The sequence below is a fragment of the Lacinutrix sp. genome, assembly GCF_029238095.1.
Lineage (GTDB): Bacteria > Bacteroidota > Bacteroidia > Flavobacteriales > Flavobacteriaceae > Lacinutrix.
The window spans coordinates 95,776-119,266 of sequence record NZ_JAQWGS010000004.1; the positions used below are offsets into that span (position 1 = coordinate 95,776).

A 23,491-nucleotide genomic window follows, 5' to 3' on the forward strand; every position below is an offset into this window, starting at 1 on the left:
AAAAACATGCTTTCAGTCTTAATCCCAACATACAACTATGACATCTCCAAGTTAGTTGCAGCAATACATGCGCAATTAACAAATTGCGCTATTGCTTTCGAAATTATTATTCTTGAAGATGGAAGTACACTTAAATTAAATTCAAGTCATAACCTTGATTATACTAAGGTTATTAAAAACACACAAAACATAGGACGCGTTAAAGCAAGACAAGATTTAGCTCTAAAAGCGAAATACGATTGGCTTTTATTTTTAGATGCAGATGTTTTTCCAAAATCTAAACAATTTATTTACAATTATATTAAGGCAATGAGTCATGATTACGAAGCTTTTTTTGGAGGTTTTGCTTACCATGATGACAAACCAGAACAAAGCTTTATTTTACGTTGGAAGTATGGACAAACTAAGGAACAAATTCCAGCCTCAACAAGAAATAAATCGCCATATAAAGTTATTATCTCAGCAAATTATTTAATAAAAAAAGAAGTTTTTAGTGCTGTCAATACAAAAATTGAAGACACTAAAGGTTACGGTTTTGATAATTATTTTGGTGCTTTACTTCAAGATAATAATGCTAAAGTTTGGCATATAGATAATGAAGTTTATCATCTTGGAATAGAAAAAAGCGAAAGCTATTTACAAAAAAAAGAACAAGCTGCGTTAACCTTAATTCATTTTTATAAAACCGAAGGTTTTAATAACCATAGTAACGATTTACTTAGGTTATTTAGAAAGTTAAATAACTTTAAATTGGCTTGGCTTTTTAGTTTGTTTTACAAATTTTTTAATAGTAATATGAAGAAAAACTTGCTAAGCAATTCGCCTTCAGTTAAAATATTACAGTTGTATAGAATTAGTTTTATGTGTTATGCATATAAAAATAAAATGATTACTTAGATTCTAAAAAACTAGCATATTCTCGAATATAATCTTCTTCATTATATTTTTCTGAAGCTAAAACCAAACACACAGCACCAGACGAAAAATTATCGAGTTCTCGCCAGATTCCATCTACAATTAACAAACCTTTATCTGGTTTATTAAGCGTTACGGTTTTAGTGTTTTTTCCATCTTTAACAATAACATCAAAACTACCACTAATTGCAACTAAAAACTCGTGACATGCAATATGAGAATGTCCACCTCTACTAGCATCGCTTGGCACATCAAACAAATAATATACACGTTCTACTTTATAAGGTAAAACCTTGTTTTCTATCACACATAAATTTCCTCTTCTTTGGCTATCTATAATTTTTGGAATATCTAATATGCTTACGTTTTTTATTGTAGTTGTTTTCATTTCTATTGTTTTTCTTGTCCAGATTTTACAAGTTTTTTGTAAGTTGAAATACCTTGAAATCCAATTTTAAACTTCTTAAAAAAATGTTTATTGGTAATAAATCCTTTTTGTTTAATTAAAAAAAGGTAATGTATTAATTTTAAATAACCTTTAAAACCATGATACTTGTAGAAAACTGCACTTCTAGCAAATATTATTTTGTCGTCTCCTTCCTTTCTTCCAGAACTATTAAAATTGTGAGATAATAAATATTTTGATTCGAACCAAAGTTTTAAATCAGTTTTTAAACAATCTCTTAAAAATATATACTCATCGGCAGTTTCAAAAGTAGAACCCAAACCAAAATTAGGATTAAATTGTACATTTGATGCTTTAATTTTTTCTAATTTAAAAGCTACAGTTACAGAGTTTACTTGCTTTAAAGACTTTAAATCGTGCCATTTACTATTCTCATAGGTCTTAAAATCCTTACCTTCAAGGTCTTTCATTTTAAACGTAATAACATCTGCTTCAGTATGCGTATCAAAGCTTTTAATTATAATATCATCAAAATTTGGATGATAAATCACATCATCATCAGCTATCAAACAAATTGAGCCTTTTGCATTTTCTAAAGCTAAGTTTCTGCTGTTTGTTAGTCCTTTGGCAAATGAATTTATAACGCGAACATTAGCATATTTAGAGACTAACACACATGTTTTTGTTGTTTGGTTTATAATGAGTAAATTAAAATTTTTAAAGCTGCTATTTGGAAATAGCTTTTCCAAAAAATCTAAAGAATTCCTATTGATTGTCGAAATCAGAATTTCTAATCTTAAATTAGTTTTGGTAGCAATACTCATTAAATTATCTTTGAAACAAATGTATAAAATATAAATGAAGATTTTATTACTTGGAGAATACAGTAGGCTACACAGTTCTTTAAAAGAAGGCTTGGTGAAACTTGGTCATGAAGTAACTATTGTAAGTTCTGGTGATGGTATGAAACAATTTAAAACAGATATTAATTTCAATTCTAAAATTAAAGCTAATTTTATACTAAATAAACTTAATAGCCTGTGTATTAGGTTTTTTAACATAGACTGTATTAAATTAGAAAATGCCCATAGATTTAAAAAACTTTTACCTAATTTAAAAGGCTTTGATGTAGTGCAACTTATAAATGAAGACGCTTTATTTATTAAACCAAACAAACAAATTAACCTATTAAAACAGCTTATTTCTCAAAATAAAAAACTTTATGTTTTATGCTGTGGAGACGATTTTACAACGGTGAATTATTATTTAAATGAAAAGGTTAAATATTCTATATTAACACCATATTTAAAAGACAAATCTTTAAAAGATCGGTTTGTGTTTTCTTTAAAATACACGACAGAGCCTTATAAAAAACTACATGAATTCGTTAAATCTAAGAGTTATGGAACCATAGCTTCAGACCTAGATTACCATCTTCCAATGCTAGAAGAACCTGAATATTTAGGTTTAATACCAAATCCTATTAATATTGATAAAATTAATTTTGTTGAACTAAAAACAGGCACTAAAATAAACATCTTTTTAGGTATAAATACACACTCAAAAATAAAGAAAGGCGTGATTTTTTTTGAAAAAGCTTTAAGTATTATTCAAGATAAATATCCTGAGAAAGTAACCATAAAAATTACCGAGAACTTACCATATAGTGATTATATAAAAATATACAACGAAGCACATATTCTGTTAGATCAAGTGTACGCTTACGATCAAGGTTATAATGCTTTAGAAGCTATGGCAAAAGGAAAAGTAGTATTTACTGGAGCCGAACAAGAATGGTTAGATTACTATAATTTAAAAGAAGATACCATTGCTATTAATGCATTACCAGATGTAGATTATTTGGTAAAAAAGTTAGAATGGCTCATTTTAAATCCTGAAGAAATTAATAATATTTCTAAAAATGCTAGAGTATTTATTGAACGTGAGCATGATTATAAAACATCTGCAAAAAAATATCTTGACGTTTGGACTAATTAATTTTCTTCATTTTAAAAGAATACCATATAATAATTAACACCATGAAAAAGTAAGCTATATATCTAAAAAAATGAGCCATAACGACACCTTCTGTGCCATATATGTTTACCAAAAACATAGATAAACCATAGAATAATGCTAACGAAATTAATTCGGTAGCGACAAAACTAATCAACATTTTTTTTGCTAAAAACTGATGTGCAATCACTAAAGAAACAAGTTTAATAAAATCGCCTAATAATTGCCATTTAAAGAGTAGTTCCATAGAATCAAAACCTGGATAAATAACATTTATTATTATATTTCTAAACAAGTAAATAATTATCATACCTATACCAAAAAGAGGTATTAATGTTTTATAAATATGTAAAACTTCACTTTTAAATTCTCTTCCGTTATGTATTCTAGCAAACTTTGGTATAACATAAAGTGTAAATAAACCAGAAGAGAACACCATATAATTTTTAGAAAGAAAAAGCATTGCTGTCCAATTTCCAGCTTCATTTTCATTAATTCTGTTAGAAATCTGTGTTCTAATATCTATTTCTACAAAATTTAATAATACTGTTGACACTAAAGACATTATCATAAAAACTAATAACCCTCTTGAATAAGGATTATTTAATTTAATATCTTTAATTTTTATGTATTTCTTTAGAGTTTTCCCAAAAACAAATACAATAACTAATAATTGTAAAACTGGTATTATTGCTATCGCAATTAATACGCCTTCTAGATTAAATTTTATTAAAAAAGAAACCAATAAAACACTAGATAACAAATAAGAAAAAAGTTCTATTTTTGCATACTTTTTATATGCTGAAAGTCCATTTAAAACACCGCTAAAAACTCTATTTATAGCAATTGCAGGAACAATAATTGCTAATAATTTTATAATAAAAACATAATCATTATTACCAAATAAATAGTTTCCAATTGTATTAGAAAAAAAAAGTAAAATTAAACAACTAAGGCATGAACCAATAATAATGAAAAGGAAAGTGGTTGAAAACATTTTATTCAATAATGCTTTATCTTCTTTTAATTCGGAAGTGTATTTTACAACACCATTAAAAACACCTAATGAGGCTGTACTTGTTAAAATCCCTAATAAATTTCTAATCTGTCCAACTTTTGCCAAACCTGAAGCTCCAATTGTTTCTGCTAATAGGTTCTGAATAAATACCGAAACTATTAATCGAATTCCAATAACAATAGAATTAAGAGTTGTTATCTTTAATAAAGTATGTTGTTTAAAAGAAGATAGTAGCTTATTAAAATTCATAAATAAGCATTTACAATTTTAATAATTTTATCGCGTTCTTCATGCGTTAAAACAGGATTTATAGGCAAACTCACACAGTTTTTATGAATATATTCTGTAATTGGCAATTGTAATGTTGAAAACTCCTGCAATGCTTTTTGCTTGTGTGGAGGTTTAGGATAATGTATTGAAGCTTGTATACCATTTTTATGCAAATAGTCTATAAATACTTTTCGGTTTTCAACTATAACCACAAACAAATGAAAATTATGATTATTTGTCCCATCATAAAACGGAAGCGTTATTTTATCATTTTTAATATTAGAAAGATACTGTTTAGCTATAGCTCGACGACTATCATTATCTGCATCTAAATGTTGTAATTTAATATTTAAAAAACGTGCTTGAATTTCATCAATTCTATTATTAACACCAATTCTTACATTCTCATATTTTTTTTCAGAACCATAGTTTCTTAATGCTGTAACAACTTTTGCTAACGCGCCATCATTTGTAGTCACTGCTCCTGCTTCACCTAAAGCACCTAAATTTTTAGTGGGATAAAAACTAAAAGCAGCTGCATGGCTTAAATTTCCTGCACGTTTACCAAAACTATTTTCTGAACCATGTGCTTGAGCTGCATCTTCAATTAATAGTAAATTATGGTCTTGTGCTAAATTTAAAATCGCTTCGCTATCTGCTAACTGTCCATATAAATGTACCGTTAATATGGCTTTAGTTTTATTTGAAATATGTTTTTTAATTGTTGCTGCTTCCCAATTAAAAGTAGCTTTGTTTGGCTCTACAAAAACTGGTTTTAAACCAGCTTCCATAATAGACAAAACTGACGCGATATATGTGTTTGCTGGCACTAAAACTTCGTCTCCTTTATTAAGTTTTCCCAATTGAATGTATGCTTTAAATATTAAAATTAAAGCGTCCAAACCAGTACTAACACCAATACAATGGGTTGTGCCACAATATTTCGCATAATTAGTTTCGAAAGTTGTTGTGCCTTCTCCTAAAACGTAATAACCAGAATCTAAAAACTGTTGGAACTCTACTTTAAATTGAGCATCAAAACGCATATTCATTTTATGTAAATCTAGAAACTTAATCATAACATTACTTTGTTTAGTTTTGTATAACTATTTGTTTCAAAAGTGTAAAAATCTTGTACAATTGTTCTAGCTCCAAAGCCTTCTTTCCAATATTGCAAACCTTGGTTTACATTTCTTCCTTTATTTTCGTTAGAAATTCCAAAATCAAAATAATTTTTATTTACAAAAATTTCATCTAACAAATTCGTATGCAAAAAATCTAAACTTCCTAGAGAATTCTTATTTTCGTTCCCTGAAATATATTGAGAATGTGCAACATTTTTAGTTTCAAAAATTGTTGTTCCAGCTACAATCTCTTTATTTTTATAAACATTAAATTGTCTTATGTTTTTAGGAAACTTACTTTTAAGCATTGTTATTTCGGCTAGGCTATGCACAGGATTTGTGTTGTGCTTATTAGATAAATTAGGGATTAAAATAGTGTTCCAAAACTCTACAAAATCTTCAACTTCTTTTATAACTAAATTATTTTTAATTCCACGTTTTGAACCTTCAATTCTATCTTTAGAATATTTTATACCTGCATTCATATTAACAACTGCAAGTGCATCTCTTCTACTTAATTTAGCATCTAATAAAAAAGCAAGATATTGTAACTCGTCATTAGGTATTACTCCATAAATAGATGGCAATAGTTTTATTCGAATTTCTTTAATTTTAGAATCATTTAAATGTTTTAAAACCGATTGAAAAACTAACAAAACCTCTTTAAATTTTAGTTTTTCCTGAAACACTAAACCGCCGTAACTTAAACCTTGATGCGAAAATAACTTATTGCCTTTTCTATTTGCAGGCAATACTGCAACAAGCTTTTCATTTTTAAAAACCATAAGTGAAAAATCTTCAAAGCGATCACTATGGTACTCCATAAACTCTCGCTGAAACAAAAATGTTGCGTTTTTTGCTTTAGAAACAAAATCGTTCCAAAGCTGAAGTTTTTTAGACGTGTATTTTTCTACAGTATAAATTGTAAAAGGGACTGTTTAGGTTAATAACAGCAAAATACAATAATTTTAAATTTCTAAACAAAAAGAGCGACTAAATAGTCGCTCTTTTAAATAGTATTGAAATTTAAGTTAGGCTTCAATTTGTGCTTTCTTTATAAAAGAGTAGTAAAAATTAACACAAAAAATAGCCACATTAGTAACAATTATTGGTAATCCTATTCGAAGTGTTGGCATTAAAAAACCATAAAGTACAAACAGTAAACAACCTATCATGTTCACTGTTCTTAATTTTTTTACATCTTTCATTGTAAATGAAATGAGCACCATAATTGAAGCTGAATAACCTACGTATTCTGTTAGCGTAATTCCGAATAATTCCATAGTATTATCTTAATTTTATTAGTCTCGACATTAGTTAAGATTGAATGCAATCAAAAAAAACACAACCCAACAAGTCCTTTCACAAAAAAGAGAAATACTTCTCAGTATTTCTCTTTTTAAAATTATAAATCAAAATTGTTATTAAGCAATTTTATTTCTCTTTCTATCTACTTCTTTTAACCAGATTTTACGCAAACGTAAGTGGCTAGGCGTAACCTCTACATATTCATCTTTTTGTATGTATTCTAAAGCTTCTTCTAAACTAAATTTAATTGCAGGTACAATTTTAGCTTTATCATCTGCTCCAGAAGAACGAACATTACTTTGCTTTTTAGCTTTTGTTATGTTAATATTCATATCGTCCTGACGAGAGTTTTCACCAATAACTTGACCTTCGTAAATATTTTCACCTGGCTCAACAAAGAATTTACCACGATCTTGTAATTTATCTATAGAATATGGAATTGCTGTTCCATTTTCCATAGACACTAAAGATCCAGAAATACGTCCAGGAATATCACCTTTTAAAGGTTGGTATTCTTTAAAACGGTGTGCCATGATTGCTTCACCAGCAGTTGCTGTTAATAATTGATTACGTAAACCAATAATACCACGAGAAGGTATAAGGAATTCACAAATCATACGATCGCCTTTAGCTTCCATACTTAGCATTTCTCCTTTACGCATTGTTACAAACTCTACTGCTCTACCAGAAACAGTTTCAGGAAGATCGATAGTTAACTCTTCTATTGGCTCACATTTAACACCATCAATTTCTTTAATGATTACTTGTGGTTGTCCAATTTGAAGTTCGTAACCTTCACGACGCATCGTTTCTATTAAAACCGATAAGTGTAATACACCACGACCAAAAACCATAAATTTATCTGCACTTCCAGTTTCACCTAAACGTAGTGCTAAGTTTTTCTCTAATTCTTTTTCTAAACGGTCTTTTATATGACGAGAAGTTACATATTTTCCGTCTTTTCCAAAGAAAGGAGAATCGTTAATTGTAAATAACATACTCATTGTTGGCTCATCTATAGCAATAGATTTTAAACCTTCAGGATTTTCTAGATCAGAAACTGTATCTCCAATTTCAAAACCTTCTACACCAACTAGAGCACAAATATCTCCAGTTTGAACGCTCTCTACATTCTTACGTCCTAAGCCTTCAAAAATAAATACTTCTTTAATTCTACTTTTTATAACAGAACCATTTCTTTTTACCAAAGCGATTTGTTGTCCTTCTACAATGTTTCCTCTTTGCACTCTACCAATGGCAATACGACCAGTAAAAGAAGAAAAATCTAAAGATGTAATTAACATTTGTGTTGTTCCTACTTCAAAAACTGGTGTTGAAACATGTTCTACAATCATGTCTAATAATGGTTCAATATTATCCGTTTCATTTTGCCAATCGTCACTCATCCAGTTGTTCTTGGCAGAACCATAAACTGTTGGGAAATCTAATTGCCATTCTTCTGCACCCAATTCAAACATTAAATCAAACACTTTTTCGTGAACGATATCTGGAGTACAGTTTTCTTTATCTACTTTATTAATAACAACACAAGGTTTTAAACCTAAATCAATCGCTTTTTGTAATACAAAACGCGTTTGTGGCATTGGTCCTTCAAAAGCATCAACTAATAATACTACACCATCAGCCATGTTTAACACACGCTCTACTTCTCCTCCAAAATCGGCGTGACCTGGTGTATCTATAATGTTAATTTTTGTATCTTTATAGACTACCGAAACGTTTTTAGACGTAATAGTAATACCACGCTCACGCTCTAAATCGTTATTATCTAGAATTAAATCTCCAGTGTTTTCATTCTCACGAAACAATTGACAGTGGTACATAATTTTATCTACCAATGTTGTTTTCCCGTGATCTACGTGCGCAATAATTGCGACATTTTTAATATTAGCCATAATGTGCCTTGTTTTAAGCGTGCAAAAGTACTTAATTTTTATTGATTTACACGTTTTTTATTTTTATTTGGGCATTACGCTTTGTTGTAAGTATATTTTTTGCAAATATTTAATGTAAGTAACTGAGCAACAAACCGTCGCGATTGACTCTTCGTTTTTATTTTAGTAAGAAATCGTGACTAAAATTTTTTCACTACTCGCTCTCTAAGAGGAGCTCAAACATGCCGTTCAATCCCTAATGCATACATAACTTTAAAATCAGTTTTTAATACTATATTTGTGACTTGATTTAATACTACAATTTTATGCAACTGCAAGACATACCAAAACTAAAACACATCAACTCTAATAATTTCTTTCTTTTATGTGGACCATGTGCCATTGAAGGAGAAGATATGGCATACAGAATTGCAGAAAAAGTAATTTCTATAACAGATAAGTTAGAAATTCCTTATATTTTTAAAGGCAGTTTTAAAAAGGCAAATAGAAGTAGAATAGATAGTTTTACAGGTATTGGAGATGAAAAGGCACTAGAGATCCTTGCTAAAGTTTCAGAAAAATTTAATATCCCAACAGTAACAGATATTCACGAAGTTAGTGATGCTGCAAAAGCCGCACAATATGTTGATGTTTTACAAATTCCTGCTTTTTTAGTACGCCAAACAGATTTAGTGGTTGCAGCCGCAAAAACAGGAAAAGTAGTGAACTTAAAGAAAGGACAATTTATGAGTCCTGAAGCTATGAAACACGCTGTACAAAAAGTAAAAGATGCAGGAAGTGATAAAGCATGGATTACAGATCGTGGAACCATGTTTGGTTACCAAGACATGATTGTAGATTTTAGAGGCATTCCTACCATGCGACAATACGCACCTACTGTTCTAGATGTGACGCATTCTTTACAACAACCCAACCAAAGCGTTGGAGTAACTGGAGGACGACCAGATATGATAGAAACCATTGCACGAGCAGGCATTGTTAATAATGTTGATGGTTTATTTATTGAAACTCATTTTGATCCTGCCAATGCAAAAAGTGATGGTGCAAATATGTTACATTTAGATAATTTAGAAGGCTTAATGACTAATTTAGTAGCTATCAGAAAATTGGTGAATACTTTTTAAAAAAATAATTATGAAAGAAAATAATATAAGAGGTGGAGATGCTCCAATTAAATGCGAATTAGAAGCTGGTAAAAATTATTCTTGGTGTACTTGTGGTCATGGAGATACACAACCATTTTGTAATGGATCACACAGAAAAATAGGCGCTACACCTTCTTTAAAGTTTTCTGTAGAACAGGATAAAACAGCTTATTTATGTACTTGCAAATTAACTAACAATCCACCGTATTGCGATGGATCTCATAATTAATAGTTATTATTATTTGGTAGTATTCGCTAAACTAATTCTTATAAAAACCTTCTTCTTTATTACTATTTACTTGATTTAAAACAGCTATTAAAACTGTATCGTTAACATCTTCTAAAGTTTTATAACGCAAAGATTTAACTACTTTCCTATTTTCATCAACCAAATGCTCTGTATATTTAGTGATGTAGCTAGAATGCCAAAATGCAACATCTACAAAATGGTTTTTATGGCTTGCATTTAAATAACAAATAGGTCGTTTACCAACATAAAAATACGGTATTTTCCATTTGTATTTTAATTCTGCTTCTGGAATAGTATGTTCTATAATTACTTGCACATGAATTAATATAGAACGATAGGGCTCTGGCTGATTGAGAATATAAGCTTCTGCTGGATTCATTTTAAACAAGATTTCGATTTAAATTTAATAAAATTAGGAAACTTTTAACTTGCGCAATTCAATTAATTTAATTTACTTTGTTTTTCAAAGTACTTTTATTATGAGCAACGAAGATTATTTAAAAGATATAAGCGAGATTAAAAATCTCATGAACAAAAGTTCACGCTTTATATCGCTTAGTGGTTTATCTGGAATTTTAGCTGGTATCTATGCACTAATTGGTGCAGCAGTAGCATACTACATTGTTACAAATTCTACAAGAGGCTACTTAATTTTAGATGGTATTATTTTTAAAATATGCGCAGCCATTTTATTAAGCGTTGCTGCCTTAAGCATTATAACTGGCATATATTTAACAACTCGAAAAGCGAAAAAAAATGGTGAGAAAATATGGGATAGTTCTTCTAAACGATTAATTATTAATTTTTTAATTCCATTAGTGGTTGGCGGATTGTATATTTTGACTATTTTAAACCAAGAACGTTATGGTCATACTGCTGCTTTAATGTTAATTTTTTATGGTCTTGCTTTAGTAAATGCCTCTAAATATAGTATTGGTGACATTAGATACTTAGGGATAACCCAAATCTAGGATTGATGTGTGCTTTTATGCCAAGTTATGGCTTTTGGTTTTGGGTCCTTGGTTTCGGAGTAATGCATATTATTTATGGCTCCATAATGCATTTTAAATACGATATAAAATGAATAGAACACTAAAAATTGGATTGATTGCAACATTAATAGTTTACGGTTGTGGTATGCTATACACCTACTATTCTAATATTAAATTTGAAGAACGTGTTACTTTTTTTGACAAAAACCAAAATGGATTAATTGATAACAATGAAATAACAAAGGATTCTAGAGAGATAGTTACCCAAATGTCTAAGCGTAAAACAACAAATCAAGCGTTAATTATGCTAATACCTGTATCCATAATATTAGGATTGTTTTGTGGAGGAATGGCTTATCTTTTTAGAAAAATAAAAAGCATTAATGATAATGAGATAAATTATCAAAACAGAAGGTAATTAATCACGACTCCTGTATTATCAGGATAATTATGAGCATAATAACTAACATAAATAAACTATTCGACCACAGAATTAGATTAGGCATCATGTTTATTTTAATGGTAAATGAGTATGCAGATTTTAATATGCTAAAGGAACTATTAGGCGCAACAGATGGCAACTTAGCAAGCCATACAAAAGCTTTAGAAAAAGCAGAATATATTGCTGTAGAAAAACAATTTATTGGCAAAAAACCCAATACGCGTTACAGCACTACCAAGCTTGGTAAAGCCGAATTTAAAAAACATATTATTGCACTCGAAAAACTAATACATAAACAATAACAACTATTTTTTTATAAATTCACTTTGAAAAACAAAGTACTTTTAAATACTCTTAAATTATTTTACTATGGAACAGACACACGAACAAAACAACATCTCACCGCAAAACACTAACAACAACAAGTTTGGGAACTGGCTTAAAACCTCAATTACTGCACGATTAGCTATGGTTGGTTTTTTAACTTTAATTCTTCTTATTCCGTTATTTTTTATTCAAAGTTTAATAGATGAGCGCTCTAGACGTCAAGAAGATGTTGTGCAAGAAATTAATGATAAATGGGGAAACGAAGTACTACTTTACGGACCAATGCTAAAAATTCCTTACAAAATATTTACTGAGAAAACCTTAACAAATCAAGACACTAAAAAAACATTTACTGAAACGATAGAAAGTATAGGCTACGCCTATTTCTTTCCTTCAGATTTAAATATTTTGGCTACAGTAGATCCTGAAACAAAAGAGCGTGGTATTTTTAAAACTGCTGTTTACGATAGCCAAATGACTTTAAGTGGTTCTTATAATCTACCAGACTTTAATATGGGCGAAATAAATCCTAAATATATTCTCTGGAAAAAAGCCTTGTTGTTCTTAAAAAGCGACCAAAGGTTGTAACTCTAGAGTCATTTTTTTTAGCCCAAACTGCGCCATTTGATTCAGCATTTGTGACCATACTTCTAAATTTATAAATCTTAAAAGATTTTCCATTTTTTCCAATACGATCTTGAGAATATAACAATGGACCTTTATTGCCTATAGCGTTTCCAATAGCTATAAATGGTAAAACGAGTAATGCACATAAAATTCCTAAAACAGAAAGCAAAATGTCAAAAATACGTATGTAGGCTAAATAGAGTTTATTTTTATTGTTTCTACTAAATGGAAAATATTTGTAAAAGTCTTTGCCTACAAATTGAACAGGTATTTTATAAGACATCTCTTCATAAACTTGAGTGTATTCTCTTATTGGATAACCTCTTTCTAAAAGCGTTATTAAATCTACATAAATAGAAGGTGAAATAGTTTCTGAATTATAACTTGCAACTACAATTTCTGAAATATTTTCCTTTGCAATAATTTCGTGAATTTGATTGGCTTTAAACTCTATTAATCCATTATACTTAATAGCATCTTCTTGTTCTGCTTCACAATTAATAAACCCAATAATTTGATAATTTGGATCTGCAACTTTAAAAGCTTCCACAATAGATTCTACGCTTGAAGTTTCACCTACCAAGAGCGCTCTTTTATAAAACCTTGGTGAAGCAATAAAAGTAATATAAGCTATTCTCCATAATAATAATGGTATTAAAATCGCTAGAAAGAAGTATAAAATTTGAATACGGTTTTCTTGTAGTTCTGGAGTAAAAAATGGTGTTAGTAAATAAACTAACACAGTTACAGAGGCTGTTAAAATTATAGAACTTGAAACAGTTTCAATTTTACTAGATTTTTTTAAATCGTAAAGCTCAAAAATGGTTCCAAAACCGTAGATATATATTGTTAAAACAACTAACCAAGTCCAGTTATTAACATCTATTTTAAAATAATCAAATCCTGTAAAATAGCTTAATCCATATAAGGCAAAACCAACAACCAAAATATCGAAAAGGCTAAGCAAAATCTTTCGCTCTGATATTTCAAAATGAATATTGGACTGTTTAGACATGGGTTATAAGGCTAGTAAATTGTAAAGATAAAAAGTAATAGATGGTATGCAGGTTGAAAAATAGCTAGTAACTATGTAATTTCTTTGTTTGTAGATTTAATATTAATACTAAGAATATCATTAATTTGAACACGATAAGGTTTTCCCATTTCTTTAAGCAATAAAGAATCGTTAACAACCGTACCTTTGTCTTGTAGATAAACTACATCTTTATTAGTGATACATGAAGAGCATAATACACTGAATAGTATAGCAATGGCTACTATAAGTTTATTCATTTTTGGGCGCTTTGGTTTATCACAAATATAGCCTTTCGTCGTGAATAACAAAACTCTTATCGGATTTTTTGGTTTTTTATCCGTTATTTGTAAAAAAATCCCACTTTGAATTATTTAACAGTTGAAAATATATCGAAATCTTATGGAGAGCTCACACTTTTCGAAAATATTTCGTTCAGTATCCATAAAGATCAAAAAGTAGCGTTTGTTGCTAAAAATGGTACTGGCAAAACCTCCATTCTAAATATTCTTGAAAAAAACGACGAACCAGATACTGGTAATGTTATTTTTAGAAAAGATATTAAAGTCTCTTTTTTACCTCAGGAGCCTTATTTAAATAGCGAACTTACTGTTGAAGACACTATATTTAATAGCGACAATCCTATTCTTGATATTATTAAAAATTATGAAAAAGCCCTTTTAAATCCTGAAGATGAAGATGCTTATCAAGCTGCGTTCGAGCAAATGGATATTCAAAATGCTTGGGATTTTGAAACACAATACAAACAAATACTCTTTAAACTAAAGCTTGACAACTTACAACAAAAGGTAAGCAGTATGTCTGGAGGACAAAAAAAACGCCTCTCTTTAGCCAATGCTTTAATTAACAAACCAGACCTTTTAGTACTAGATGAGCCAACCAATCATTTAGACTTAGAAATGATTGAATGGCTGGAAGATTTTTTTGCCAAAGAAAACATCACTTTATTTATGGTCACGCACGATCGTTATTTTCTAGAACGTGTGTGTAATGAAATTATAGAACTCGATCATGGCGAACTATTTTCGTACAAAGGCAATTACTCTTATTACCTAGAAAAGAAAGAAGCCAGAATAGAACAACAAAATGTTGAATCAGGAAAGGCTAAACAGCTGTATAAAAAAGAGTTAACCTGGATGCGTCGTCAACCTAAAGCACGTACAACCAAGTCTAAGTCTAGAATAGACGATTTTACCGAAATTAAACATAAAGCTAGCCAACGTAGAAAAGACCATGAAATTCAATTAGAATTAAACATGGAACGCTTAGGCAGTAAGATTGTGGAATTAAAAAAAGTTTCAAAATCTTACAAAGACAAAGTTATTTTACAAGACTTTAATTATATGTTTCAAAAAGGTGAGCGTGTTGGTATTATTGGTAAAAACGGAACCGGTAAATCTACCTTTTTAAATATTTTAACACAAACTGCACAACCAGACACCGGAAAAATAATTATTGGTGAGACTGTTAAATTTGGATATTATACACAAAGCGGAATTACACCAAAACCCAACCAAAAAGTAATAGACATTGTACGCGAATTTGGTGATTATATTCCTTTAAAAAAAGGAAAACAAATTAGCGCACAGCAATTATTAGAACGTTTTTTATTCGATAGAAAAAAACAATACGATTTTGTAGAAAAACTTAGTGGTGGAGAACGAAAACGCTTGTATTTGTGTACCGTTTTAATACAAAATCCTAATTTTTTAATTCTTGATGAACCTACTAATGATTTAGATATTGTTACCTTAAATGTATTAGAAAGTTTTTTGTTAGATTTTCCTGGTTGCCTGTTAGTAGTGTCTCACGATCGCTATTTTATGGATAAAATAGTCGATCATTTATTTATTTTTAGAGGCGAAGGTGTTGTTGAAGATTTTCCTGGTAATTATAGCGATTTTAGAGCTTACGACGATAGCAAACTTGTAATTACAGAAACACTTGAAGACGATAAAAAAGAAAAGAAAAACTGGAAAAAAGATAGTAACGTAAAACTATCTTATAACGAGCAAAAAGAGTATAAAAACCTAGAAAGCAAGATAAAATCTTTAGAATTTGATAAATTGGAGATGGAGAAAAAATTCTTAAATCCAGACCTATCTCCAGATGAAATAAATAAACTTTCTAGCACACTACAAGTTATAATTAATAGTATTGAAGAAAAAGAAATGCGTTGGTTAGAGCTTACAGAAAAAATGGAAGGCTAAATGCTTCACAGTATAGTATCATATCTAAAATTTTTAATGCGTTCCACAAACCAACATGGAGTGCATTCTCCATTTGTATATAATTTAATTACTGCATGCTTTTACGATAAAACAAACTATAATTCTTATCGATTAATAAGCACATTTCGAAAACATTTAAAAACAAATAAGCAAGCATTAGAAGTTAAAGATTTAGGCTCTGGTAGTCGTGTTTTTAATTCTAATAAACGTTCTGTTTCTAAAATGGCTAAAAATGTTGGTTCAACTCAAAAAGAAACTAAACTCTTATATCGCTTAGTTAACTATTTTCAATCTCAAACTATCCTCGAGTTAGGCACTTCTTTAGGTATTGCTACACATGCCTTGCATCTTGGAAATCTAGAAGCTAAAATTACAACCATAGAAGGCTGTACTAATATTTCTAATTTTACAAAAGGAACGTTTAAGCAATTTAACTTAAAAAATATTGAAATATTAACTGGTGATTTTAAAGATATTATTAAACCACTAACCTCAAATAATTACGATTTAATTTACTTTGATGGCAATCACCAAAAACAAGCTACAATTGACTATTTTAAAACCTTACTTCCAACTGCAACAAACGATTCGGTTTTTATATTTGATGACATTTACTGGTCTAAAGACATGACCGAAGCTTGGAACATTATTAAAAACCATCCACAAGTTACAGTAACCATAGACACTTTTTTTTGGGGCATCATTTTTTTTCGAAAAGAACAAGCAAAAGAGCATTTTACAATAAGAATCTAATATGATTTCAATTTTAATAGTTTTACTGTATTCATAATTGTTTTTGCAAGTATTCCAAGAAAAAAGGAAATCTTCCTTTTAAAGAGAGTTATAAAAAAGGAAAAAAGACAATAAACATTAATATTACCTTGGCTTATTATTGCAATTATTATTGGTTTTAATTAATAATAAAAGTTTAAACGATAATTTGTAAATTATAATTCATCTAATATTAAGTTAAAACTTTTAACTTTCAACAGATAACTTTTAACTTCGTTTCGCGAAACTTCCATAAAGCAAGCTTTAAATTAAAAAAATGAATAAATGGAAGCAGCTGCTTACCAACAAAAAAAACAAAAAAGGCGCATGAAAATATATACAAAAACAGGAGACAATGGTACAACAGCTTTATTTGGTGGCACACGTGTACCAAAACACCATATTCGTATAGATAGCTATGGTACTGTAGATGAATTAAACTCGCATATTGGACTTATTCGCGACCAAAATATAAATCAGCAATACAAAAACATTTTAATAAGTATACAAAACAAACTTTTTACTGTTGGTGCTATTTTAGCAACAGACCCAGAAAAAATGATTTTGAAAAATGGAAAAGAGCGTTTAAACATTAATAAAATTTCTAACGAAGATATTAAGATTCTAGAACGAGAGATGGATACCATGAACGAAGCCTTACCACCAATGACTCATTTTGTATTACCAGGAGGACATCAAACGGTGTCATTCTGTCACATAGCACGTTGTGTGTGCAGAAGAGCAGAGCGTTTAGCGAGTGCATTAAACGAATTAGAGCCTTTTTTACCAGAAGCTCTAATCTATTTAAACCGTCTATCTGACTACCTTTTTGTATTGGCACGAAAGTTGTCTCATGACTTACAAGCAGACGAAGTAAAATGGATACCTGAAAAGCATTAAAGCTATACAGGAAAACATTTTTGAGTCTAGCGATTTAATAACACTGCAAAAGATTTAGGCTCAAATAGTTTCAGTGAAAAACGACGTTCTTTTTTATTACTGAAAAATAATTCACTTTTTTCTTGACTATTAAAACTAAAAAATTATTTTTGCAAAAAAATAAACACATTAAGAAATGTATTGGACATTAGAATTAGCATCTCATTTAAGTGATGCACCTTGGCCAGCGACTAAAGACGAACTAATAGATTATGCTATTAGAACAGGAGCGCCTTTAGAAGTTACTGAAAATTTACAAGCAATTGAAGACGAAGGAGATTCTTACGATTCTATCGAAGAAATCTGGCCAGATTACCCAACAGACGAAGACTACCTTTGGAACGAGGATGAGTATTAACACAAACGTTGTTTTAACGTTTGAATAAAAAACAAAGAAAAAAGTCTCTATTCGAGGCTTTTTTTGTGCTTCAAAATTTAGAAAAGCACAACAACAAAACGTATATTTAAGCCCTTTTTAAAAAGGCTAAAAATAGGTTGTTCTGAGCACAGCGAAGAATTTCAATAAAAAATAAAATAAAGTCGCATTTAGCTGTATCTAAATGTAACAACCAAAATATAAACATAAAATTATGAGTTTTTTAGATTCCATACTAAAAGTATTTGTTGGAGACAAATCCAAACAAGATGTACAAGCCATCTCACCTTTAGTAGATAAAATTAAAACTTTTGAAGCTGCACTTGAGTCTTTATCTCATGATGAGTTAAGAGCCAAAACAGCAGAATTCAAAGCCATTATTGCAGAAACACGTAAACCTTTTAACGAGCGAAAAGACAAATTAAAAGAAGAAGCAGAGGCTACCGAAGATATAGACAGACGTGAAGATATTTACCAAGAAATTGATAAAATTGAAGACGAATCTTACGAAGCTGTCGAGCAAACACTAAACGACATTTTACCAGAAGCCTTTGCTGTAGTAAAAGAAACAGCAAAACGTTTTACAAATAATACAGAAATTACAGTAACTGCAAGTCCTTTTGATAGAGAAGTTTCTGGAATGGGAGATTATGTAACATTAGATGGAGATCAAGCCACATGGTCCAATTCTTGGGATGCCGTAGGTAAACCAATTACTTGGGACATGATCCATTACGATGTGCAACTTATTGGTGGTATTGCAATGCACCAAGGTAAAATTGCCGAAATGCAAACTGGTGAAGGTAAAACCTTAGTAGCTACCTTACCTGTTTACTTAAATGCTTTAGCTGAAAAAGGTGTGCATTTAGTAACCGTAAACGATTACCTAGCAAAACGAGATATGGCATGGATGGCTCCAATTTTCCAATTCCATGGTATGACTATAGATTGTATTGACTACCATAAACCAAACAGTGATGGCAGAAGAAAAGCTTACAACTCTGATATTACCTATGGTACAAATAACGAATTTGGTTTTGACTACCTACGTGATAATATGGCAAATTCGCCAGACGATTTAGTACAACGTCGCCACCACTTTGCCATTGTAGATGAAGTAGATTCTGTTCTTGTTGATGATGCTAGAACACCATTAATAATTTCTGGTCCAATACCAAAAGGAAACGAGCATGAATTTGATGCTTTAAAACCTAAAGTAGAAGATATTGTTTCTGTACAACGTAAGCAGTTAACACAAACTTTAGTAGAAGCTAAAAAACTAATAGCAGCAGGAGACACTAAAGAAGGTGGTTTTCAGCTATTAAGAGTGTATAGAGGTATTCCTAAAAACAAAGCTTTAATAAAGTTTTTAAGTGAAGAAGGCGTAAAACAAATCCTTCAAAAAACCGAAAACCAATACATGGCAGACAACAATCGTGAGATGCCAAAGGTTGACGAAGCTTTATACTACGTTATTGAAGAAAAAAACAATCAAATTGAATTAACCGATAAAGGTGTAGAATACATTTCTGGTAAAGACAATCCAGATTTCTTTGTTATGCCAGAAATTGGAATTGAGATTGCTAAAATTGAAGCTAAAGGCTTATCATCAGAAGAAGAGGCCAACTTAAAAGAAGATTTGTTTAGAGACTTTGGTATAAAATCTGAACGTATTCACACCTTAAACCAGTTACTAAAAGCCTACGCTTTATTCGAAAAAGACAACCAATATGTTGTTATGGAGAATAAAGTAATGATTGTAGATGAGCAAACTGGTCGTATTATGGATGGTCGTCGTTATAGCGATGGGTTACACCAAGCGATTGAAGCCAAAGAAAATGTAAAAATTGAAGATGCAACGCAAACTTTTGCAACAGTAACACTTCAAAATTACTTTAGAATGTATCGTAAATTGTCTGGTATGACAGGTACTGCTGTAACAGAAGCTGGAGAATTATGGGAAATCTACAAATTAGATGTAGTCGAAATCCCAACTAACAGACCTATTGCAAGACACGATAAAGAAGATTTAGTTTACAAAACAAAACGCGAAAAATACAACGCAGTTATTGACGAAGTAACTAATTTATCGCAACAAGGTCGTCCAGTATTAATTGGTACAACCAATGTTGAAATTTCAGAATTGCTTGGTAAAATGTTAAGTATTCGTAAAATAGACCACAACGTCTTAAACGCAAAACAACATAAAAAAGAAGCAGATATTGTAGCACAAGCTGGTAATGCAGGACAAGTAACTATTGCTACAAACATGGCTGGTCGTGGTACAGACATTAAATTAAGTGAAGCTGTAAAAGCAGCAGGTGGTTTAGCCATTGTTGGTACAGAGCGTCACGATTCTAGACGTGTTGATAGACAGTTAAGAGGTCGTGCTGGACGTCAAGGAGATCCAGGAAGTTCTCAGTTTTACGTATCGTTAGAAGATAATTTAATGCGATTATTTGGTAGTGAGCGTATAGCTAAAATGATGGATAAAATGGGATTAAAAGAAGGCGAAGTGATACAGCATTCTATGATTTCTAAGTCTATTGAGCGTGCACAGAAAAAAGTTGAAGAAAATAACTTTGGTGTAAGAAAACGTTTATTAGAGTATGATGATGTAATGAATTCGCAACGTGAAGTGGTTTACAAACGTCGTTTCAACGCCTTAAATGGAGAACGTTTACGTGTAGATTTAGCAAATATGATTTTCGATACTTCGGAAGGCATTGCCGAAACCAATAAAGGTGCAAATGATTTTAAGAATTTCGAGTTCGAATTGATTCGTTATTTCTCTATGGCATCTCCAGTTACAGAAGATGAGTTTAATAAATTGTCTGCAACAGAATTAGCAAAACGTATTTACAATACAGCTTTCGATCATTACAAAGCAAAAATGGCACGTAATGCCGAAGTTGCATTTCCTGTAATTAAAGATGTATATGAAACGCAAAGAGACAAGTACAAACGTATTGTTGTTCCATTTACCGATGGTGTTAAAACCTTACAAGTAGTTACAGACCTTGAAAAAGCATACGAATCTCAAGGAAAAGAATTAGTAAACGATTTTGAAAAAAACATTACCCTTGCTATTATTGACGATGCTTGGAAAACGCATTTACGCAAAATGGATGAGTTAAAGCAATCGGTACAATTAGCAGTACACGAGCAAAAAGATCCTTTATTAATTTATAAATTTGAAGCTTTCGAATTGTTTAAAACAATGATTGACCAAGTGAATAAAGATGTTATTTCATTTTTATTTAAAGGCGAATTGCCAACCGAAAACACAAACGCAATTAGTGAAGCAAGACAGCCTAAGAAAACTAATAATTTAAAAGCTCAAAAAGACGAAATTCAAAATTTAGATCAGCGTTCTGCACAAAACAGAGAAGCTGGAAACACACAACAACAAAGACAAGTTGTAGAAACAATTGTTCGCGACGCTCCAAAAATTGGACGTAACGATCGTGTTACTATTAAGCATGTAATGAGTGGTGAAAACAAAACAGTTAAATACAAACAAGCCGAACCTTTAATTGCTAAAGGTGAATGGGTTATTGTAAACGACTAAACTATTCCTGCGAAGGCAGGAATCTTATAAATTAAAATCCCAAAGCTAATCGCTTTGGGATTTTTTTTGAATCAATAATGAAACGTCATTGCGAGGCGCTTTTTTGCGACGTGGCAATTTGTTACTATTGTACTAAATTTATGAGATTGCCACGTCCTTCGTCCTCGCAATGACGATGTCCATAATATTTCGTAATTTTATTCCACTAACTAAAATATTTTAAATTATGCTTAGAAACATACTTGCAACCATTGCTGGACTTACAGTGGCTTTTATAACAATTTCAATAATAGAAAAATTGGGTCATATTGCTTTTCCATTCCCAGAAGGCGCACAACCAAATGATATGGAATGGTTAAAAAACAATATGGCGTTAATACCAAAAGGCGCAATGGTTTCTGTTATAATAGCACATGTACTAGGTATTATTTCTGGAATGGGAATAGCTGGATTAATTTCTAAAACGGCTATGATTCCTGCTTATAGCGTGGGCGGAGTTATGCTAGCAATAACAGCCATTATGTTGTTTTTAATACCATCGCCAATATGGTTTACAGTTTGTGATGCTTTAGGTGTAATTGCTGGTTTTTATTTTGGTAAAACTTTGGCGCAGCGTAATGTTTTTGATTAATTATTTGAGACACTAACTGCTTGACTTTCTAAAAAACCTAGTAAACTTCGTCTAGCGTTTGATATAAAACATTTGTACTGAACTTGTTTCAGTAGTAAAACGATTTCATATTAGCGAAACATTGGAGGTCATTTAAAAACAGACTCAAAATCAAACAAAGAAAAAAATGGCTAAGAAACGAAAAACACTTCCTAAAAATTTTGAAGAATTAATAGAAAAAAAAGATATTAAAAACCTAATTAAAGTTTTTGATATTTGCGAATTAGAGGCAACTGGCGGTTATGGGAAATCAACTGCTTTTAGCACTTATTACATTCCTAATGAGCTTGTTCGTTGGTTAGTTGAAAAAGGAGCAAATATTGACGCAACAGATATTTATGGTTGCACAGCTCTTCATAGACACGCTACGTTTCATAAACCAAACAATAGACAAAACCACCAAACTCACAACCCCAAAACAACCTCAGGATTAAAAATATTCTCCTTATAAAATTCCAAATCCTTTAACGAAGCTACACCAGGATAGTCACCAATATTACCTTGTAAATCTTTAATTATTTGAAAATGCAAATGTGGTGCATAATCGCCATTTACTTCGGCTTTGCCTAAATATCCAATAGTATCGCCTTGAGCTATTTGCTCTCCAACTTTTAAATTACGTAAAGATTCTCGAGATAAATGTCCATAAAGCGTATAAAACTCAATACTATACAACTTATGTTTTAGGATAATGGTTGGCCCATAATCTCCAAAGTTAGTATTGTCTTTAAAGCTATGAACTTCACCCTTAAAAGCTGCTAAAACAGAAGTTCCAGCTTCTATCCATAAGTCTAATCCTAAGTGAATATTACGTTCGGTTTCTGGATTTTGATTGTTAAAATAAGCGCTACGATTATAAATACCACGTCGCTCTAAATAACCTCCAAAGGCTACTTTTTTATTTTTTGTTTTAAGGTAGTTGGTAATATAAATATCCCACGCTTTAGAAGAAGAACTATCGATAGTATCTAGAGCAGTATTGGCTTGAGATAAATCGATTGGCGTGTAGTCTGTTTTAGAAATAGAAGCATCAATAACAAAAACTTCTTTTGTTAAAGTTGCTAAAAATGATTTAAGTTGTGTTGAATTCATATTATTTTTTCCTTAATCCGGAAATCGCTAT

At 30.7% G+C, this 23,491-nt stretch carries 25 protein-coding genes and 1 pseudogene; 15 read left to right on the forward strand and 11 right to left on the reverse strand.

What is annotated here, in order from left to right:
* Positions 1-6: 6 nt before the first annotated feature.
* Entirely contained in the window at positions 7-897 is an 891-nt protein-coding gene (locus P8H50_RS01305) for a glycosyltransferase family 2 protein (protein ID WP_300204771.1), read from the forward strand.
* Here P8H50_RS01305 and P8H50_RS01310 read toward each other — a convergent pair.
* Together P8H50_RS01310 and P8H50_RS01315 are read right to left on the reverse strand one after the other, a co-directional pair.
* Complete coding sequence (locus P8H50_RS01310) at positions 890-1,303, reverse strand: FdtA/QdtA family cupin domain-containing protein (RefSeq protein ID WP_300204774.1); 414 nt, start codon at positions 1,301-1,303, stop codon at positions 890-892. The genes P8H50_RS01305 and P8H50_RS01310 overlap by 8 nt on opposite strands.
* Positions 1,304-1,305: 2 nt before the next feature.
* Positions 1,306-2,145: a glycosyltransferase family A protein gene (locus P8H50_RS01315; RefSeq protein WP_300204777.1), complete on the reverse strand. Its 840-nt coding sequence runs from the start codon at positions 2,143-2,145 to the stop codon at positions 1,306-1,308.
* 34 nt (positions 2,146-2,179) lie between these two features.
* Between P8H50_RS01315 and P8H50_RS01320 the strand changes: the two genes are divergently transcribed.
* The gene (locus tag P8H50_RS01320) at positions 2,180-3,319 is read left to right on the forward strand and encodes a glycosyltransferase (protein WP_300204780.1); all 1,140 of its coding nucleotides are present in this window, start codon (positions 2,180-2,182) and stop codon (positions 3,317-3,319) included.
* Here P8H50_RS01320 and P8H50_RS01325 read toward each other — a convergent pair.
* From P8H50_RS01325 to typA, 5 genes are all read right to left on the reverse strand, one after another.
* A complete protein-coding gene (locus P8H50_RS01325) occupies positions 3,312-4,604 on the reverse strand; it encodes an O-antigen translocase (protein WP_300204784.1) in 1,293 nt (430 codons plus the stop codon). The two genes, P8H50_RS01320 and P8H50_RS01325, sit on opposite strands and share 8 nt — an antisense overlap.
* The gene (locus P8H50_RS01330) at positions 4,601-5,704 is read right to left on the reverse strand and encodes a DegT/DnrJ/EryC1/StrS family aminotransferase (protein WP_300204788.1); all 1,104 of its coding nucleotides are present in this window, start codon (positions 5,702-5,704) and stop codon (positions 4,601-4,603) included. Before P8H50_RS01330 ends, P8H50_RS01325 begins: the two co-directional genes overlap by 4 nt.
* A complete protein-coding gene (locus tag P8H50_RS01335; protein ID WP_300204792.1) occupies positions 5,701-6,573 on the reverse strand; it encodes a GNAT family N-acetyltransferase in 873 nt (290 codons plus the stop codon). The genes P8H50_RS01330 and P8H50_RS01335 overlap by 4 nt, the downstream gene beginning before the upstream one ends.
* Positions 6,574-6,780: 207 nt before the next feature.
* The gene (locus tag P8H50_RS01340) at positions 6,781-7,032 is read right to left on the reverse strand and encodes a uroporphyrinogen decarboxylase (protein WP_300204795.1); all 252 of its coding nucleotides are present in this window, start codon (positions 7,030-7,032) and stop codon (positions 6,781-6,783) included.
* A gap of 141 nt (positions 7,033-7,173) precedes the next feature.
* A complete protein-coding gene (typA, locus tag P8H50_RS01345; RefSeq protein WP_300204798.1) occupies positions 7,174-8,973 on the reverse strand; it encodes a translational GTPase TypA in 1,800 nt (599 codons plus the stop codon).
* Between the two features lie 305 nt (positions 8,974-9,278).
* On the opposite strand from typA, the gene kdsA reads away from it, so the two are divergent.
* Complete coding sequence (kdsA, locus tag P8H50_RS01350) at positions 9,279-10,097, forward strand: 3-deoxy-8-phosphooctulonate synthase (protein WP_300204800.1); 819 nt, start codon at positions 9,279-9,281, stop codon at positions 10,095-10,097.
* Positions 10,098-10,107: 10 nt separating this feature from the next.
* Entirely contained in the window at positions 10,108-10,347 is a 240-nt protein-coding gene (locus P8H50_RS01355; RefSeq protein WP_300204803.1) for a CDGSH iron-sulfur domain-containing protein, read from the forward strand.
* A gap of 31 nt (positions 10,348-10,378) precedes the next feature.
* Here the strand turns inward: P8H50_RS01355 and P8H50_RS01360 are convergent, their stop codons facing one another.
* On the reverse strand, positions 10,379-10,747 hold the full coding sequence (locus P8H50_RS01360; protein ID WP_300204805.1) for a DUF1801 domain-containing protein: 369 nt from the start codon (positions 10,745-10,747) through the stop codon (positions 10,379-10,381).
* Between the two features lie 100 nt (positions 10,748-10,847).
* Between P8H50_RS01360 and P8H50_RS01365 the strand changes: the two are divergent.
* The 4 genes and pseudogenes from P8H50_RS01365 to P8H50_RS01380 all read left to right on the forward strand — a co-directional run bounded on the left by P8H50_RS01365 (position 10,848) and on the right by P8H50_RS01380 (position 12,717).
* Positions 10,848-11,452: pseudogene (locus P8H50_RS01365) on the forward strand (hypothetical protein).
* The gene (locus P8H50_RS01370) at positions 11,449-11,778 is read left to right on the forward strand and encodes a hypothetical protein (protein ID WP_300204807.1); all 330 of its coding nucleotides are present in this window, start codon (positions 11,449-11,451) and stop codon (positions 11,776-11,778) included. The pseudogene P8H50_RS01365 and the gene P8H50_RS01370 overlap by 4 nt, the downstream one beginning before the upstream one ends.
* A 32-nt stretch (positions 11,779-11,810) precedes the next feature.
* Positions 11,811-12,104 (forward strand): transcriptional regulator, encoded by a 294-nt coding sequence (locus P8H50_RS01375; RefSeq protein WP_300204810.1) that lies wholly within the window; start codon positions 11,811-11,813, stop codon positions 12,102-12,104.
* A gap of 67 nt (positions 12,105-12,171) precedes the next feature.
* Positions 12,172-12,717 (forward strand): inner membrane CreD family protein, encoded by a 546-nt coding sequence (locus P8H50_RS01380; protein ID WP_300204812.1) that lies wholly within the window; start codon positions 12,172-12,174, stop codon positions 12,715-12,717.
* Here the strand turns inward: P8H50_RS01380 and P8H50_RS01385 are convergent.
* Positions 12,659-13,771 carry a sugar transferase gene (locus P8H50_RS01385; protein ID WP_300204815.1) on the reverse strand — a complete coding sequence of 371 codons (1,113 nt, stop codon included), beginning with the start codon at positions 13,769-13,771 and terminating at the stop codon, positions 12,659-12,661. The two genes, P8H50_RS01380 and P8H50_RS01385, sit on opposite strands and share 59 nt — an antisense overlap.
* 71 nt (positions 13,772-13,842) lie before the next feature.
* Entirely contained in the window at positions 13,843-14,049 is a 207-nt protein-coding gene (locus P8H50_RS01390) for a hypothetical protein (protein WP_300204817.1), read from the reverse strand.
* A 105-nt stretch (positions 14,050-14,154) separates the two neighbouring features.
* Here P8H50_RS01390 and P8H50_RS01395 point away from each other — a divergent pair, with 105 nt between their 5' ends.
* From P8H50_RS01395 to P8H50_RS01425, 7 genes are all read left to right on the forward strand, one after another.
* Positions 14,155-16,020, forward strand: a complete 1,866-nt coding sequence (locus P8H50_RS01395) for an ABC-F family ATP-binding cassette domain-containing protein (RefSeq protein WP_300204820.1) — start codon at positions 14,155-14,157, stop codon at positions 16,018-16,020.
* A 36-nt stretch (positions 16,021-16,056) separates the two neighbouring features.
* Positions 16,057-16,794, forward strand: a complete 738-nt coding sequence (locus P8H50_RS01400; protein WP_300204822.1) for a class I SAM-dependent methyltransferase — start codon at positions 16,057-16,059, stop codon at positions 16,792-16,794.
* 345 nt (positions 16,795-17,139) lie between these two features.
* Positions 17,140-17,712: a cob(I)yrinic acid a,c-diamide adenosyltransferase gene (locus P8H50_RS01405; protein ID WP_300204851.1), complete on the forward strand. Its 573-nt coding sequence runs from the start codon at positions 17,140-17,142 to the stop codon at positions 17,710-17,712.
* A gap of 175 nt (positions 17,713-17,887) precedes the next feature.
* Entirely contained in the window at positions 17,888-18,109 is a 222-nt protein-coding gene (locus tag P8H50_RS01410) for a DUF2795 domain-containing protein (protein ID WP_034057512.1), read from the forward strand.
* A 232-nt stretch (positions 18,110-18,341) separates the two neighbouring features.
* Complete coding sequence (gene secA / locus P8H50_RS01415) at positions 18,342-21,698, forward strand: preprotein translocase subunit SecA (RefSeq protein ID WP_300204825.1); 3,357 nt, start codon at positions 18,342-18,344, stop codon at positions 21,696-21,698.
* Positions 21,699-21,924: 226 nt separating this feature from the next.
* Positions 21,925-22,329 carry a hypothetical protein gene (locus P8H50_RS01420; protein ID WP_300204828.1) on the forward strand — a complete coding sequence of 135 codons (405 nt, stop codon included), beginning with the start codon at positions 21,925-21,927 and terminating at the stop codon, positions 22,327-22,329.
* Positions 22,330-22,495: 166 nt separating this feature from the next.
* Positions 22,496-22,819, forward strand: coding sequence for an ankyrin repeat domain-containing protein (locus P8H50_RS01425; protein ID WP_300204830.1), 324 nt, complete (start codon positions 22,496-22,498; stop codon positions 22,817-22,819).
* Here the strand turns inward: P8H50_RS01425 and P8H50_RS01430 are convergent.
* A complete protein-coding gene (locus tag P8H50_RS01430; RefSeq protein WP_300204833.1) occupies positions 22,774-23,460 on the reverse strand; it encodes a peptidoglycan DD-metalloendopeptidase family protein in 687 nt (228 codons plus the stop codon). The two genes, P8H50_RS01425 and P8H50_RS01430, sit on opposite strands and share 46 nt — an antisense overlap.
* Between the last annotated feature and the right edge of the window lie 31 nt (positions 23,461-23,491).